Raw genomic sequence first — 15564 nt, 5'->3', positions numbered from 1 at the left:
CTATACCCCCGGGAGAGCACTTGCGGTGCCGTCCCAGTCCTTGAAGCCGAGCGTTCCCACCTCATCGAGTATCTGCTCGCGGATCCAGCGATGCGGTGGTTCATCATCGCGGCGGGCGTGCCAGTACATCCTGACCGCCGGCGATGGTATCGGGATCGGCGCCCGATAGATGCCGATCGGCAGGGATTTTGCCGCCGCTACCGCGAACTGCGTTGGAACCGCGGCCAGATAAGGCCCGTTCGCCACGGCCAGCGCGACGGCCTGGAAGTGCGGCAAAGCAAGCATGACGCGACGCGCCCGGCCCATCCTGCCCAGCGCATCGTCGGTGAAGCCCGACATTGATCCATCGATGGAGCGCAGCGCATGCGGCAGCGCGCAGAACAGGTCGAGTGGCACCTCTTCGCCCTCGGCGATGCCGGCCTGGCCGAGCGCCGCATTGTCCTTCGCCGCGACAATGGCGAAGGGCGAGCCGAACAGCGCCACGCTTGAGACCCACTCCGCGACCTCCAGCGGGCGCTCCAGCGCAAGGTCGATCCGATCGTCCTGCAACAGCTTCGAGACGTCGCCGATGGCGCTGTCGAGGAAACGGAACGATACGCCGGGCGCCACCGCCGCAATGCGCGCGGCGAAGGGCGGCATAAGAAGCATTGAGAAGAAATCCGCGCCCATGAAGGTGAAGGTCCGTTCCAGCCTTGCCGGATCGAAATCGGTCGCCGGCTGAAAGGCGCGCTCGATCTCGCGCAGCGCTGCACGCACCGGCTCCGCCAGGCTTTCGGCGCGAGGCGTCGGCACCATGTCGTTGCCGCGGCGCACGAAGAGCTGGTCGTTGAGCGCATGGCGCAGGCGGTTGAGCGCGGCGCTAACAGCCGGCTGGCTGAGGCCGATCTGCTCGCCGGCGCGCGTCACGCTCTTCTCGCGCAGCAGCGCGTCGAGCACCCTCACCAGATTGAAGTCGAGCGCGTTCAAATTCATCGCATCAATCCGCCCCATACGATCATTCGATTTCCATCACCGGCTCATCCTTGCTTAGGTCGCCGTGGAAGCCGCTTTGTCGGCACTCAACAAGGGAGAGCAATGATGACAATGATCAACACGACGATCGCAGGCAAGGAACTCCTCTGGTTCAACAACACGCTCGTTGCCATCCAGCTTTCGTCGGCCGACGGCGAGGACGGCATCTGCATCATCGAGCACCGCCAGCCCTACGGCGATTCCGCGCCGCTGCACGTGCACCGCAATGAGGACGAGGTGTTTCACATCCTCGAAGGCCGGATACGTTTTGTCGTCGACGGCCGCGAGCGGCTTGCCGGCGCCGGCGAAACGGTGCTCGCTCCGAAAGGCCTGCCGCACACTTATAAGGTCGAGTCTCTCGAAGGCGCCCATACGCTCACCGTCGCGCGCGGTTCGGATTTCGAGACGATGGTGCGCAAGGCTAGTCGCCCTGCGGAGCGAGCCGAACTGCCGCCGGCGGCAGCGCCGACGCCGGAGATGATTGAGGTGTTGACGAGCCTGTGCGCCGAGAACGGCATCGATATTGTCGGGCCGCCGCTGAAGCGCTGATCTCCCGCCGGGCATCTCCCCATAAGAAGGGGGAGATTGGCCGTCACCGCCGTCTCGCCCAGAGCGAGAAGAAGAGGCCTCTCTTCAACCGATTTGCATCTTCCCCGACCGCAATCTCCGCTTGAAGCGGTTTGTGCAACGCGATACGCCCTTGCCCAAATCGACAGACGGAGACTTGCCGTGAGCGCTGAAAAGACCAGAACCGAAACCGATACGTTCGGCCCCATAGAGGTGGCGGCCGACCGCTATTGGGGCGCGCAGGCGCAGCGTTCGCTGGGCAATTTCAAGATCGGCTGGGAGAAGCAACCGGCTTCGATCGTGCGCGCGCTCGGCATCGTCAAGCGCGCCGCGGCCGAAGTGAACATGGAGATGAAACGGCTCGATCCGGTCATCGGCAAAGCGATCGTCGAGGCGGCGCAGGAAGTGATCGACGGCAAGCTTAACGATCATTTCCCGCTGGTGGTTTGGCAGACGGGCTCGGGCACGCAGTCCAACATGAATGCCAACGAGGTGATCTCCAACCGGGCGATCGAGATGCTCGGCGGGGTAATGGGCTCGAAGAAGCCGGTGCATCCGAACGACCACGTCAATATGAGCCAGTCGTCCAACGACACCTATCCGACGGCCATGCATATCGCCTGCGCCGAGCGGGTCGCGCACCACTTGGTCCCAGCACTGCACCATTTGCACAAGGCGCTCGGCGCCAAGGCCCGCGCCTTCAACCATATCATCAAAATCGGCCGCACCCATACCCAGGACGCCACGCCGCTGACCCTCGGCCAGGAATTTTCCGGCTATGCCGCGCAGGTCGCCTCCTCGATCAAGCGCATCGAGCTGACGCTGCCCGGTTTGCAGGAGCTGGCGCAGGGCGGCACCGCCGTCGGCACGGGCCTCAACGCGCCGGTCGGCTTCGCGGAAAAGGTGGCGGACCGTATCGCCGCCATCACCGGCATCGCCTTCGTCACTGCCCCGAACAAGTTCGAGGCGCTGGCGGCGCATGATTCCATGGTGTTCTCGCATGGTGCCATCAACGCGGCGGCCGCGGCGCTGTTCAAGATCGCCAACGACATCCGCCTGCTCGGCTCCGGCCCGCGGTCGGGTCTCGGCGAGCTCTCGCTGCCGGAAAACGAGCCGGGCTCCTCGATCATGCCGGGCAAGGTCAACCCGACCCAGTGCGAGGCGCTGACGCAGGTCTGCGTGCAGGTGTTCGGCAACAATGCAGCACTTGCCTTCGCCGGCAGCCAGGGCCATTTCGAGCTCAACGTCTACAACCCGCTGATGGCTTACAATTTCCTGCAGTCGGTGCAGCTGCTGGCCGATGCTTCCGTCTCCTTCACCGACAATTGCGTGGTCGGCATCGAGGCGCGCGAGGACAACATCAAGGCCGCGCTCGAGCGCTCGCTGATGCTGGTGACGGCGCTAGCGCCGACCATCGGCTACGACAACGCCGCCAAGATCGCCAAGACCGCGCACAAGAACGGCACGACCTTGCGCGAGGAGGCCTTGGCCACCGGGCTGGTCAGCGAAGCCGATTACGATCGGCTGGTGCGGCCGGAGGACATGACGCATCCGGGATAGTTTTCGCCATCGGGGAAAGCCCACGTCGTCATTCCAGGGTCTCCGCGACGGAGCTTCGCTCATGCTACGCCCGAGAATGACGAAGCATTTAACGTGTCGGCGAATATCCGAAAGCCCGCGACTGCCGCTGCCCAAACCACCGACTCGGTAGCAGAGCCATTTGGTGGCAGAACAATTTACTCCCCCGGCGCAACCTGCCGACAGGTTTTTCGCGCGCTGCTGCCGATATCGGAATATATATTCTGTGAACAATGTGTCGTCACATAGGCGGCTTTGGTGAACAGTAACGGTCGTCTACCTGACGGACTATTCAACCCCGTTCGGAGAACCGCCATGTCCATCAACTCTTCCGTCGCCGGCACCGCGTCCAACAGCTCCACCACGATCCTCCTGGGCCGCATTCTGCTCGCCGTCATCTTCCTGCTTTCCGGCTTCGGCAAGCTCACCGCGATTTCCGGTACTGCCGGCTATTTCGGCGCTCTCGGCCTGCCGATGCCAACCGTAACCGCCGTCCTGGTCGGCCTGATCGAGCTGCTTGGCGGCCTTGCCATTCTCGTCGGCTTCCAGACCCGGATCGCCGCCTGGGTGCTCGCCATCTTCACGATCGCCACCGGGCTGGTCGCGCACACCGGCTGGGCCGACCAGATGCAAATGATCCAGTTCCTCAAGAACCTCGCCATCACCGGCGGCTTCATACTGCTCGCCTCCTCGGGCGCCGGCGCCTATTCGATCGACGCCAAGCGCGGCTGATCTTTTTCCTCCCATACTGAAGCAATCCTCCCAAACTGAAACGAAAGCGGTGCGGAATTTTCCGCATCGCTTTTTCGTTTTCCGGTTGTAGGCGTAGACTGCGCCGGCAGCCGGCCTGATGCCGGCAAGGGAGATGACCAATGCTCCGCAACGCATTGCTTCTCGTCTCGCGGCTCCTGCTCGCCGCGTTGTTCGTGCCCTCCGGTTTCCAGGCGCTCACCAACATCGCCGGCACGACCAGCTATTTCGCCGGCCTCGGCCTGCCGCTTCCGACTCTTGCAGCCTGGGGCACCGGCCTGTTCGAGCTGATCGCCGGATTGCTGATCCTGGTCGGCTTCCAGACGCGGATCGTGGCGCTGCTGCTTGCCGCCTTTAGCGTAGTCGCCGGCTTCATCGGTCACTACGGCCAGGGCGCCGACGATGCGACCCTCGCCTTCCTGCACCAGCAGATGCTGATGAAGGACATCGCCGTTGCCGGCGGCTTCCTGGCGCTCGCCATGGCTGGCGCCGGCGCATGGTCGGCGGACGGGCGCGGTTTCGGCCTCGGTGCCGAAGTGACCTGAGCCGGCCCTATTTCACTGACATGCCTATTTCACCGACACACTTGGTCCGCCCTCGACCGCCAGCACCAGGCGCCGGTTGGTGATGCGCGCGAGCTGTGCCAGCCGGCCGGCAGGACGCTCGCCATAGAGGTCGGCGAGCGAGGACGGCAGCACCAGCGCCAGCGCTTCGTTGCCGCGGCTCTCCCATTTCAGCCTCGGCATCACGCCCGGCATAGCCGCCGTCAGCAGATAGACGACGCGCATCATGGCCGCCAGCGTGCGGGCGCGTTCCAGAAGGCGCGGCGGCGCCAGCGCCTTGATCTCGGGTGCGATGCCGTCGTTGAAGACGCCGTCATGGCGATAGGCGTTGGCCAGAGCCAGATAGGCGCGGCCCGGATGGTCGACGCCGGTGAAGGAGGCATGCGCGATGATGTTGAGCGACTGCCGGCCGCGATATTCCGGATGCGCGCGCCAGCCGATATCGGCAAGCAGGCAGGCGGCATGGCGGTAGCGTGCCTCGTCTTCCGTCTCATCAATGCCGAAGGCCTTGAACGCCTTGCCGGTCCATTCGACCAGGTCGTGCGCGTGATGCACCGAGCGCGAGCGCAATAGCGCCAGTTCCTCGGCGGCCGAGATCAGCGGGTCGGCCTTCTGCTCGGCGGCGTCGAGCAGCGAATAGAGGAAGCCCTCGCGCACGCCCTGCGCCGAGACGACGATCTTCGACGGCTGCATGGCCGACATGATCTCCTGCAGCACGACGGCACCGTAGGGCAAGAGCGAGCGGCGGTTCTTGGAAACGCCCTCGATGCCCCTCACCTTCTCGACCTCGCTGCGGGCGACCTGCTTGAGGAAAGTCTGCGCGCTGTCGGCCGATATCTCGTAGTGATGCATGACGCCGAGCGGGTAGTTGTTCATCTCCATATGCAGCCGGGCAAGGTTTCGCCAGGTGCCGCCGACTGCGTAGAAAACCCTGCCCTGCCCGCCCTTCAGAAGCTTCGCCCGCGCCAGTTCCTGGCGCGCGATCTTTTGGGCCTGCACGAGCGAGTTCTTCGCCATATCCTGCAGGCGCAGGCCGCCGAGCGGCAACGTGATGCCGTCGCCCATCGCTTCGCCATTGATGTCGATCAGCTCAAGGCTGCCGCCGCCAAGATCGCCGGCGATGCCGTTGGCCGGATGGAACCCGGAAATGACGCCGAGCGCCGAATAATAGGCCTCCTGACGGCCGGTGAGCACGCGGATCTCGGTCTTCAGCACCTCCTCGGCACGGTGGATGAAATCGGGGCCGTTGCCAGCTTCGCGCGCCGCGGCGGTAGCTAGCACATACATATGTTCAGCGCCCGCCTGGTCCGACAGCGCGCGGAACCGGCGGAATTCCTCCATCGAGCGCGTCACCGCCTCCGGGTCGAGCTTGCCCGTCGAAACGATGCCGCGGCCGAGGCCCGCCAGCATCTTCTCATTGAACAGGAGCGTGGGCGAGCGCGCCAACCCCTCATAGACGACAAGGCGGATCGAGTTCGATCCGATGTCGATGATCGACAGCGGCCGCCGGTCCTGAAGCCGGCCCTGGGAAACTGCAGTCACGCGGCGCTGTTCTTCTTGCGGCGCTTGAACTGGGCAATGCGCTTGGGCGCATGCGATTTCAGCGCGTCGCCCCGCCCGGAGAGGCTCGGATTGGTCATGAAATATTCCTGCGCGTTGAACGGCTCCTCGCCCTCCTCCAGCACAGCGCGCCGGGAGGTGCCGTCAGCCAATACGTCGAAACTTTGCTGGTTGTCCATGATGTTGCCCAGCATGATCTGGCCAAGCACCTGTTCATGCACAGTTGGATTGGTGATCGGCACCAGGGTCTCGACACGGCGGTCGAGATTGCGCGGCATCATGTCGGCGGACGAGATGTAGACGACCGCCTCGTCGGACGGCAGGCCGTGGCCGTTGCCGAAGCAGAAGATGCGGCTGTGCTCGAGAAAGCGGCCGACGATCGATTTCACCCTGATGTTCTCGGAAAGACCCGGCACCTGCGGCCGCAGACAACAGATGCCGCGCACGACGAGGTCGACCTCGACGCCGGCGCGGCTGGCGTCGTAAAGCGCGTCGATGACGGTCGGATCGACCAGCGCGTTCATCTTCATCCAGATGCGGGCCGGTCGGCCGTCGCGGGCATGAATGATCTCGTCCAAGATGTGTTTCAGGATGCGCTTGCGCAGCGTGAAGGGCGATACGGCAAGGCGCATCTCCTCGGCGGGCTCGGCATAGCCGGTGATGAAATTGAAGAGTTGCGCGACATCGCGCGCGATCGTCGGGTCGGTGGTGAAGAAGGACAGGTCGGTGTAGATACGGGCGGTAACCGGGTGGTAGTTGCCGGTGCCGAGATGCACGTAGTTGCGCAGCCGGCCATCCTCGCGGCGCACGATCAAAGACATCTTGGCGTGGGTCTTCAGCTCCAGGAAGCCGAACACGACCTGGACGCCGGCGCGCTCGAGGTCGCGCGCCCAGCGGATGTTGGCTTCCTCGTCGAAGCGCGCCTTGAGCTCGACAAGTGCCGTGACCGACTTGCCGGCCTCGGCGGCGTCGATCAGCGCGCGCACGATCGGGCTGTCGTTAGAGGTACGGTAGAGCGTCTGCTTGATCGCCACCACTTCCGGGTCGGCGGCGGCCTGGCGCAGGAACTGCACCACCACGTCGAAGGACTCGTAGGGGTGATGGACGACGATGTCCTTCTCGCGGATGGCGGCGAAGCAGTCGCCGCCATGCTCGCGGATGCGCTCGGGAAAGCGCGGATTGTAGGGGGTGAATTTGAGGTCGTCGCGCGGAATGGCGACAATCTCGGAGATCTGGTTGAGCGCCAGCGGGCCGGTGAGCACGCTGATTCGGCTCGACGACACGCCGAGCTCGCCGGCGACGAAGTCCCGCAACGCAGCCGGCATCAGCGTGTCGAATTCGATGCGGATCACCGAGCCGCGACGGCGCCGCTTCAGCGCCGTTTCGAACAGGCGCACCAGGTCTTCCGACTCTTCCTCGACCTCGATGTCGCTGTCGCGGATGATGCGGAACGTGCCGGAGCCCTTGACCTCGTAGCCGGGGAAAAGCTTGCCGATATAGATGCCGACCACTTCCTCCAGCGGAATGAAGCGGACATGGTTCTTGCGGTCGGGCAGGCGGATGAAACGCCTGAGCGCCACCGGCAGGCGCAGCAGCGCGCTCATCTCCTCGCCATTCTTGCGATGGCGCAATTGCAGGGCGATGGAAAAGCCGAGATTGGGGATGAACGGAAACGGATGCGCCGGGTCGATCGACAGCGGCGTCAGCACCGGGAAAACCTGTTCCTGGAAATGCTCCTCCAGCCAGGCCTTCTCATCCTTGGTCAGCGCGTCGCGGGTGATGCTCTCGATGCCTTCCTTGTTGAGCAGCGTCATCAGCGCCGAGAGGCTCTTCTGCTGATCTTCCTGAAGGCGCTCGACCTCCCGCAGCAATTGTTCCAGCTGCTGTTCGGGCGTGCGGCCGTCCGGGCTCTTCAGCGCGATGCCCTCGCGAACCTGGCCGGCAAGGCCGGCGACGCGGACCATGAAGAACTCGTCGAGATTGGCGGCAGAAATCGACAGGAAGCGGACGCGTTCAAGCAGCGGATGATGCTCGTTCAGCGATTCCTCCAGCACGCGGCGGTTGAATTGCAGCCAGGAGAATTCGCGGTTGACGAAACGATCGGGATTGCCGCCGTCGGGGCTTGCCGCCTCGACGGTGATGAACTCGCTCTGCACAGGCTTCAGTTCGTTCATGGTTTCCCGCTCTTGCCCGCAACCGTTCCGAGGAGGCGCCGCATACTGCCGTTCAACGACGCTCTAGCATGTCTTTATGACGCATGATCGTCACGGAATCGCTCCGACACCGGCCCCATGCGCTTAACCGGCTCAACTTATCCTCTGCCAGCCTTTTGCGACAGTTTGATTTCATCGATCTTGCAAACTGGCCTGTTATGCTCCAGATGCAAACTGGTCACACCCACTGGCCGAACCCAATTGGAGACGACGATGGCAGGCGGCAGCATTCCCCATTTCCAGAACGACGCGGGCCATCCGGTCATCGAGATCGGCGTCAAAGAATTCATGTGCACCGGCGCCAACCCACCCTTCGACCATCCGCATGTGTTCCTCGACATGGGCGACGACAATGAAAAGGTCTGCCCCTACTGCTCGACGCTCTACCGCTATTCACCGTCGCTGAAGGCGACGGAAACGCAGCCGGCCGGCTGCCTCTATGTCGACCAGGCCGCCTGATCGTCCCGATCGACCATGACTGAAATAAGGTCCCGGCAGATCGTCATCGCTGGGGCTGGCATTGCCGGGCTCGTGGCGGCGCTTGCCTTTGCCGAGCGTGGCTTCCCGGTAACACTGTTCGAGCAGGCCAGGCAACTCGAAGCGGCCGGCGCCGGCCTCCAGCTTTCCCCCAACGCGACCCGGATCCTGCGGCGGCTCAGCGTGCTCGATCGCCTGCTGCCCAACGCGATCCGGCCGCGAGCGGTGGTGCTGAAGGACGCAAGGAGCCTGCGAGAGCTGGCGCGCGTGCCGCTTGGGGAAACCGCAGAAAAGCGCTGGGGGGCGCCCTATCTCGCGGCGCACCGCGCCGACCTGCAGGCGGCGCTGATGGCGGCAGTGGCGAAACGGCCCGGTATCGCGCTTGTCACCGGTGCGCGCGTTACCGGCTTTGCCGTCGACCCGCAAAGCGTTACCGCGACGGTCGAGATCGACGGCAAGGCGACGGATGTCGCATGCGGTTTGCTGGTTGCAGCCGACGGCGTCTGGTCGTCGGTTCGCGCTCAGCTTGCCCGGACGGCCGGCTTTGCGGCAAGCCGCTTTTCGGGCGAGCTCGCCTGGCGCGCGACGGTCACGGCGGAAAGCGCCGCCGGCCAGGCCTTTATGCAAATCGGCGCTGCCGACTGCGTCACCACCTTCCTGCGTCCCGGCTTCCACATGGTCGCCTATCCGGTGAGCAAGGGCAGCGCCTTCAATCTGGCAGCCTTCACCAGGGGCGAGCGCATCGCCGAAGGCTGGTCCGGGCATGCGGATCCCGCCGTACTTTCGGCAGCGATGCGGGGCACGGCGGCAACGCTGGCGAAGCTGGCGGCGCTGGCCGGGCCGTGGACGGCCTTCCCCATCCACACGGTCGCGCAGCGGCGCTGGACCATGTCGGAGGGAGTGGCACTGATCGGCGATGCCGCGCACGCCATGACGCCGTTCGCGGCGCAGGGCGCGGCCATGGCGATCGAGGATGCCTCGATGCTCGCCAATCTCGTTGCCGACTTCCCCGGCGATCCAGCTCAGGGCCTTGCCATCTGGGAAAATTTCAGACGCCCGCGCGTCGAAAAGGTGCTGAAACGCGGCGCTCTCAATCGGCTGGCCTGGCACGCCTGGGGACCGGTGGCGATCGCGCGCAACTTGGTGCTGGCGGCGCGGCCGGCGGACAAGCTCGCGGCGGACCTGGACTGGCTCTATGGCTGGGAAGAGCGGAAGGTAGTGAGGCGGTAGCGCGCCCGACGGCCAGATAGACAGGCAGGACAGAGGGAGGCCAAGGAATGAGGCGCTTCTAATTATACAGGCTCAGCGACCAACCCAATGACATCGGCAGCGGGTTCCACAAACCTGTCCGGATGCCGGCAGTGCGCAATGCCGCCGCCGTCCAGGTGTTGCAGCCGACCAGCGCGTTGAAGTGGCCGTTGGCCTCGTAGAAACGGTCGTAAGTTGAATAGCCCGCATTTTCGATCGGTATCAGTCCGCCAGGCCCCTGCCGGAAGCCTGCCGCGATATAGTCGAGCAGCGCCGAGAAATGTTCCCCATCGACGTCAAAGCCGGCGACATCCGGATGCGGCTCAAGGATAGCGCCCGCGACATCGACATGCATCACCGCGGCGTCGAGCGTAAGCGCCTTCAGCACCGGCATGGTCTTCAATTGCGACCAGGTCGGCGTCTCCAGATAGAAGGCGCGGCCGCCCCAGCCGAAGACGATGTAGCGCGCCCCCGGAGCCTCGATCGGCAGGCCGGTATCGGCGAGAAAGGCAAAGCGCCGGCGCACGCCGTCATCGAGGGGCACGGCGATGTCGGTGTGGATCGGGTTCTTCAACACCAATATGTGCCGCGTCCCTTCGCCTTCGGCCCGTGCCGCCGGCCAGAGCGGACGCGGCACCAGCGTGCCGAGCGCGGCGGCAAGCACCGCCGCTCCCAACAGCATCACCATATATCGCAGGACTCGTCTCATCGGGTGCGGTCGTTCCGTCTCGTCTGCGTCAACCCCAGGATAACCTGGACGATCAGGCTAGACGATTTCGCAGCGTCAACCAAAAATGAGCCGATCCTTGTCCGATCGCCCGAATGCAAAAAAAGCCCGGCTGTTTCCAGCCGGGCTTCCTAAAATCTAGCGATCGCGCCCGCTCAGTGCAGGATCTGCGACAGGAAAAGCTTTGTGCGTTCATGGCGCGGATGGTCGAAGAATTCGGCCGGCGTGTTCTGCTCGACGATCTGGCCCTGATCCATGAAGATTACGCGGTTGGCCACCTTGCGGGCAAAGCCCATCTCGTGGGTGACGCAAAGCATGGTCATGCCCTCTTCCGCCAGCCCCACCATCGTCTCCAGCACTTCCTTGATCATTTCCGGGTCGAGCGCCGAGGTCGGCTCGTCGAACAGCATGATGCGCGGATTCATGCACAGCGAGCGCGCGATCGCAACGCGCTGCTGCTGCCCGCCGGAGAGCTGGCCCGGATATTTGTTGGCCTGTTCCGGTATCTTGACGCGCTTAAGGAAATGCATGGCGATTTCCTCGGCCTGCTTCTTCGGCATCTTGCGCACCCAGATCGGCGCCAGCGTGCAGTTCTCCAGGATGGTCAGATGTGGGAACAGGTTGAAATGCTGGAACACCATGCCGACCTCGCGGCGCACCTCGTCGATCTTCTTCAGATCGTTGGTGAGTTCCTTGCCGTCGACGATGATCTTGCCCTTCTGGTGCTCCTCCAGCCGGTTGATGCAGCGGATCATGGTCGACTTGCCGGAGCCGGACGGACCGCAGATGACGATGCGCTCGCCACGCATCACCTTGAGGTTGATGTCCTTCAGCACATGGAACTCGCCATACCATTTGTGCATGCCGACGATGTCGATGGCGACATCGGTGGTGGAGATGTGCATCTTGGCGGCGTTGACCTTGATTTCTTCCGCGCTGACGGCGTTTTCGGTGGCCATAACCTGTTCCCTTTTTATCGTTTATAACCGGTGTCGAGCCGGCGTTCGGTGTACATTGAATAGCGCGACATGCCGAAGCAGAACAGCCAGAAAACGAAGGCGGCAAAGATCAGGCCGGATCTCGCGGTCTGCGGGGTTGCCCAGTTGGCATCGGCGAAATTCTGCTTCACCACGCCGAGCAAGTCGAACATCGAGATGATCAGGACCAGGCTGGTGTCCTTGAACATGCCTATGAAGGTGTTGACGATGCCCGGAATGACCAGCTTCAGCGCCTGCGGCAGCACGATCAGGCTCATCTTCTGCCAGTAGCCGAGGCCGAGCGAATCGGCGCCCTCATACTGGCCCTTCGGGATCGCCTGCAAGCCGCCGCGAATCACTTCGGCCATATAGGCGGCGGCAAACAGCGACACACCGATCAACGCACGCAGATACTTGTCGAAAGTAACGCCCGCGGGCAGGAACAGCGGCAGCATGACGCTGGCGAAGAACAGCACCGTGATCAGCGGAATGCCGCGCACCGTCTCGATGAAGACGATACAAAGCCATTTGATGATCGGCATCTTCGAACGGCGCCCGAGCGCCAGCACGATGCCCAAAGGCAGCGACACCGCAATGCCGACGAAGGAGAGGCTGAGCGTCACGAGAAGCCCGCCCCAGCGCGAGGTCTCGACCACCGGCAGGCCGAACACGCCGCCAAGCAGCAGGAAGAAGGCGACGATCGGCAGCGCTACGAACAACAGCACCGCATTCAATCCCTTGCGCGGCACGCGCGGGATCAGCATCGGCACCAACAGCGCCACGAACAGGATGGCGACCAGGATAGGCCGCCAGCGCTCCTCGATCGGATAGGTGCCGAACATGAACTGGCCGAACTTGGCGTTGACGAAAGCCCAGCAGGCACCGGTCCAGCCGTCGGGCTGGATGCCGCCTTGCGTGACGGTGGTGCAGACGGTGCGATCCGGCCCGGTCCACTGGGCATTGAGGAAGGCCCAGCTGATGACCTGCGGCAGGATCCAAAGCACGATGGCGATGCCGAGGATTGTGAGGACGGTGTCGCCGACCGAACCGACCAGGTTCTTGCGCACCCAGGCATAGGCGCCGCGTTCGGTAGGCGGGGCCGGCTGGGCAAGCGCCATCTCGGTGCGCACCCAGGACATGTCATGTTCCTGCATGGCCCTACCTCTCCACCAGCGCCATTCTGGCATTGACGATATTCATGACAAAGGACGTCACCAGGCTCAGCACCAGATAGGCGATCATCATGATGAAAACGCCCTCCACCGCCTGCCCGGTCTGATTGAGCACCGTGCCGGCGGTGGCGGTAAGGTCCGGATAGCCGATAGCGATCGCCAGCGAGGAGTTCTTGGTCAGGTTGAGATACTGGCTGGTGAGCGGCGGGATGACTATGCGCATCGCCTGCGGGATGACCACCAGCCGCAGGATCGGACCGGAGCGGAGGCCGAGCGCCGCCGCCGCTTCGCTCTGCCCTTTGTTGACGCCCCTGATGCCGGCGCGCACGATCTCGGCGATGAAGGCCGCCGTGTAGAAGGAGAGCGCCAGCAAGAGCGACAGGAATTCCGGTTTGACCCAGAAGCCACCGGTCAGGTTGAAGGTCGACTGCTTCGGAAAATCGAAGGTGAGCGGCATGCCGCCGAGCAGGAAGGCCAGCACCGGCAGGCCGACGATAAGCGCGACCGATGTCCAGAAGACCGGAAATTGCTGGCCCGTCGCCTTCTGCCGCTGTCGCGCCCTGTGGGCGACGAACCAGACCATTGCAATGGCGAGCAGCAGTGCGACGCCGATCAGCCAGGAGCCATCGCCCCAAACGGCGCGCGGAAAATAGAAGCCGCGCTGGTTGAGGAACGAGCCGAAAGGCAGGTGGATGCTCTCGCGCGGCGGCGGCAGCACGGCCAGCACGCCGGAATACCAGAAGAAGATGACCAGAAGCGGCGGGATGTTGCGGAAGATCTCGACATAGACCGTGCAGATCTTGCGGATCAGCCAGTTCTGCGACAGGCGGCCGATGCCGATGGCGAAGCCCACGATGGTCGCAAGCACGATGCCGGCGGCGGCGACAATGATCGTGTTGAGCAAACCGACGACCAGCGCGCGGAAATAGGTCGAATCAGACGTATAGGCGATCGGCGTGTCGGAAATGTCGAAACCGGCCCTGCTCCTGAGGAAACCGAAGCCCGACGCGATGTGCAGACGCTGGAGGTTTTCGATGACGTTGTGGACGATCCACCAGATCGAACTGAACAGCAGGATCACAACCAGCGTCTGAAAGAACAGGCTGCGTATTCTCGGGTCATTGATGAAGGAGCCGCGACTCGGCTCCTCGCGAAGGATTTCCTGCGAAGCCATGGACCGTCCTCTGGAAAGAGAAACCGGGAGACAGACGACCTGCCTCCCGGATCACGTTTCAATCAGCGGATCGGCGGGCCGTATTGCAGGCCGCCCTTGGTCCACAGCGCGTTGATGCCGCGCGCGATCTTGAGCGGGCTGCCCGAGCCGACATTGCGCTCAAACATTTCGCCGTAGTTGCCGACAGCCTTGACGATGTTGACGACAAAGTCGTTGGAGAGGCCGAGATCGGCGCCATACTTGCCGTCCGGTTCAGTGCCGAGAAGGCGCTGGATGTTCGGGTCGGTCGACGTCTTCATCTCATCGACATTGGCCTGCGTGATGCCGGCTTCCTCGGCGTTGAGCAGCGCGAAATACGTCCAGCGCGCGATATGCGCCCACTGGTCATCGCCCTGGCGCACGGCCGGGCCGAGCGGCTCCTTGGAGATGATCTCGGGCAGCACGACATGGTCGGCCGGCGAGGAGAGCGTCAGACGGATACCATAAAGGCCGGACTGGTCGGTGGTGTAAGCATCGCAGCGGCCGGCGTCATAGGCGGCGTTGACCTCTTCGAGCTTCTCGAACACGACGGGGTTGTACTCCATCTTGTTCTTCTTGAAGTAGTCGGCGAGGTTGAGCTCGGTGGTGGTGCCGCTCTGCACGCACACGGCGGCGCCCGAAAGCTGCAGCGCGGAGTTCACGCCGGGCAGCTTCTTGGCGTTGATCATGAAGCCCTGGCCGTCATAGTAGGTGATGCCGACAAAATCGAGGCCGAGCGCGCTGTCGCGGTTGCTGGTCCAGGTGGTGTTGCGCGACAGGATGTCGATCTCGCCCGACTGCAAGGCGGTGAAACGCTCCTTGGCGCTGAGCGGCGTGAACTTGACTTTGGAGCCGTCACCGAAGACAGCGGCCGCAACGGCGCGACAGAAGTCCGCGTCGATGCCCTTCCAGTCGCCCTTGTCGTCCGGCGCCGAGAAGCCGGCGAGGCCGGTCGAGACGCCGCACTGGATAAAGCCCTTCTGCTTCACGGTATCGAGCGTGCCGGCCGAGGCGGCAGACGCCATGAACCCGAGCGCGGCGACGCCAAGAATGCCGATTGCAATGTGTTTCATGACCCACAGACCCTTTTCTGTTACAGGCGCCCCTATTGCCAGGCGACGCTCGATCTTTTTTCGTTTGTGAATGCAGCTCCCACTCCAAGGCCCACTCCCGGGACCCGCATCGGTTGCCGATGCGCTGCCTCCCATTCACGAAACGCATCGAAGGCGATTATTCCTGTGAGGTCAAGGGAAATGACCGATTCCAGGGAGGTTTGAAAAGCAATTGGCGCAAATGCCTGAATTGCGGACAAGAGCACATGAAACCGGCAGGCCGTGCGAACAAATCAGTCAAGTCGCGCCGTCGCGAATCCGTGGTCCGGCGATAGAATCCGCTGCGGCACTAGCGGTGCTTTACTGGGCTTGTGCGCCTTTGGATTGGCCCAGCGGAAGACCGGCTTTTGGCGGGCCGGGCGCGGTTGCGCCGGCTTTGCCGCCGCTTTATGGCTGGTCCCCTGACATCATTCGATA

General features: G+C 63.5%; 14 protein-coding genes. 6 read left to right on the top strand and 8 right to left on the bottom strand.

Translation table 11 applies throughout. The annotated features are described in order from the left end of the window. Positions 1–972 (bottom strand): LysR family transcriptional regulator, encoded by a 972-nt coding sequence (locus LB552_RS23875; protein ID WP_224610615.1) that lies wholly within the window; start codon positions 970–972, stop codon positions 1–3. 105 nt (positions 973–1077) lie between these two features. On the opposite strand from LB552_RS23875, the gene LB552_RS23870 reads away from it, so the two are divergent. The 4 genes from LB552_RS23870 (at position 1078) to LB552_RS23855 (ending at position 4451) form a co-directional block, all read left to right on the top strand. Then, positions 1078–1560 (top strand): cupin domain-containing protein, encoded by a 483-nt coding sequence (locus tag LB552_RS23870; protein ID WP_224610613.1) that lies wholly within the window; start codon positions 1078–1080, stop codon positions 1558–1560. 180 nt (positions 1561–1740) lie between these two features. After that, positions 1741–3138, top strand: a complete 1398-nt coding sequence (fumC, locus tag LB552_RS23865) for a class II fumarate hydratase (protein ID WP_224610612.1) — start codon at positions 1741–1743, stop codon at positions 3136–3138. Positions 3139–3471: 333 nt separating this feature from the next. Continuing rightward, a complete protein-coding gene (locus tag LB552_RS23860; RefSeq protein WP_224610611.1) occupies positions 3472–3888 on the top strand; it encodes a DoxX family protein in 417 nt (138 codons plus the stop codon). Between the two features lie 140 nt (positions 3889–4028). Then, positions 4029–4451 carry a DoxX family protein gene (locus LB552_RS23855; RefSeq protein ID WP_224610610.1) on the top strand — a complete coding sequence of 141 codons (423 nt, stop codon included), beginning with the start codon at positions 4029–4031 and terminating at the stop codon, positions 4449–4451. A gap of 24 nt (positions 4452–4475) precedes the next feature. Here the strand turns inward: LB552_RS23855 and ppx are convergent, their stop codons facing one another. Together ppx and LB552_RS23845 are read right to left on the bottom strand one after the other, a co-directional pair. Next, entirely contained in the window at positions 4476–6011 is a 1536-nt protein-coding gene (ppx, locus tag LB552_RS23850; RefSeq protein WP_224610609.1) for an exopolyphosphatase, read from the bottom strand. Beyond that, a complete protein-coding gene (locus LB552_RS23845; protein WP_224610608.1) occupies positions 6008–8203 on the bottom strand; it encodes an RNA degradosome polyphosphate kinase in 2196 nt (731 codons plus the stop codon). The genes ppx and LB552_RS23845 overlap by 4 nt, the downstream gene beginning before the upstream one ends. A 252-nt stretch (positions 8204–8455) precedes the next feature. Between LB552_RS23845 and LB552_RS23840 the strand changes: the two genes are divergently transcribed. Both LB552_RS23840 and LB552_RS23835 read left to right on the top strand, forming a co-directional pair. Further along, positions 8456–8701 carry a zinc-finger domain-containing protein gene (locus LB552_RS23840; protein ID WP_027169907.1) on the top strand — a complete coding sequence of 82 codons (246 nt, stop codon included), beginning with the start codon at positions 8456–8458 and terminating at the stop codon, positions 8699–8701. Between the two features lie 15 nt (positions 8702–8716). Continuing rightward, entirely contained in the window at positions 8717–9949 is a 1233-nt protein-coding gene (locus LB552_RS23835) for an FAD-dependent monooxygenase (RefSeq protein WP_224610607.1), read from the top strand. A 58-nt stretch (positions 9950–10007) separates the two neighbouring features. Here the strand turns inward: LB552_RS23835 and LB552_RS23830 are convergent, their stop codons facing one another. The 5 genes from LB552_RS23830 to LB552_RS23810 all read right to left on the bottom strand — a co-directional run bounded on the left by LB552_RS23830 (position 10008) and on the right by LB552_RS23810 (position 15108). Then, complete coding sequence (locus LB552_RS23830) at positions 10008–10676, bottom strand: TIGR02117 family protein (protein WP_224610606.1); 669 nt, start codon at positions 10674–10676, stop codon at positions 10008–10010. Positions 10677–10849: 173 nt separating this feature from the next. Next, the gene (locus tag LB552_RS23825) at positions 10850–11599 is read right to left on the bottom strand and encodes an amino acid ABC transporter ATP-binding protein (RefSeq protein WP_176477089.1); all 750 of its coding nucleotides are present in this window, start codon (positions 11597–11599) and stop codon (positions 10850–10852) included. A 68-nt stretch (positions 11600–11667) separates the two neighbouring features. After that, complete coding sequence (locus tag LB552_RS23820; RefSeq protein WP_224544664.1) at positions 11668–12825, bottom strand: amino acid ABC transporter permease; 1158 nt, start codon at positions 12823–12825, stop codon at positions 11668–11670. A gap of 4 nt (positions 12826–12829) precedes the next feature. Then, complete coding sequence (locus LB552_RS23815; protein WP_224544663.1) at positions 12830–14017, bottom strand: amino acid ABC transporter permease; 1188 nt, start codon at positions 14015–14017, stop codon at positions 12830–12832. A gap of 62 nt (positions 14018–14079) precedes the next feature. Then, the gene (locus tag LB552_RS23810; protein WP_140545460.1) at positions 14080–15108 is read right to left on the bottom strand and encodes an amino acid ABC transporter substrate-binding protein; all 1029 of its coding nucleotides are present in this window, start codon (positions 15106–15108) and stop codon (positions 14080–14082) included. Positions 15109–15564: the final 456 nt, after the last annotated feature.

It is taken from the genome of Mesorhizobium sp. CA7 (assembly GCF_020165015.1).
GTDB lineage: Bacteria > Pseudomonadota > Alphaproteobacteria > Rhizobiales > Rhizobiaceae > Mesorhizobium.
Note: the sequence above shows the minus strand (reverse complement) of the source record. Positions and strands in the feature narration are given on the sequence as shown.

Bases quoted from the DNA above. Each gene is read 5' to 3' on its own strand.
- LB552_RS23875 (WP_224610615.1), bottom strand. From the start codon at position 972: ATGAATTTGAACGCGCTCGACTTCAATCTGGTGAGGGTGCTCGACGCG.
- LB552_RS23870 (WP_224610613.1), top strand. From the start codon at position 1,078: ATGACAATGATCAACACGACGATCGCAGGCAAGGAACTCCTCTGGTTC.
- LB552_RS23860 (WP_224610611.1), top strand. From the start codon at position 3,472: ATGTCCATCAACTCTTCCGTCGCCGGCACCGCGTCCAACAGCTCCACC.
- LB552_RS23855 (WP_224610610.1), top strand. From the start codon at position 4,029: ATGCTCCGCAACGCATTGCTTCTCGTCTCGCGGCTCCTGCTCGCCGCG.
- LB552_RS23845 (WP_224610608.1), bottom strand. From the start codon at position 8,203: ATGAACGAACTGAAGCCTGTGCAGAGCGAGTTCATCACCGTCGAGGCG.
- LB552_RS23840 (WP_027169907.1), top strand. From the start codon at position 8,456: ATGGCAGGCGGCAGCATTCCCCATTTCCAGAACGACGCGGGCCATCCG.
- LB552_RS23835 (WP_224610607.1), top strand. From the start codon at position 8,717: ATGACTGAAATAAGGTCCCGGCAGATCGTCATCGCTGGGGCTGGCATT.
- LB552_RS23830 (WP_224610606.1), bottom strand. From the start codon at position 10,676: ATGAGACGAGTCCTGCGATATATGGTGATGCTGTTGGGAGCGGCGGTG.
- LB552_RS23825 (WP_176477089.1), bottom strand. From the start codon at position 11,599: ATGCACATCTCCACCACCGATGTCGCCATCGACATCGTCGGCATGCAC.
- LB552_RS23820 (WP_224544664.1), bottom strand. From the start codon at position 12,825: ATGCAGGAACATGACATGTCCTGGGTGCGCACCGAGATGGCGCTTGCC.
- LB552_RS23815 (WP_224544663.1), bottom strand. From the start codon at position 14,017: ATGGCTTCGCAGGAAATCCTTCGCGAGGAGCCGAGTCGCGGCTCCTTC.
- LB552_RS23810 (WP_140545460.1), bottom strand. From the start codon at position 15,108: ATGAAACACATTGCAATCGGCATTCTTGGCGTCGCCGCGCTCGGGTTC.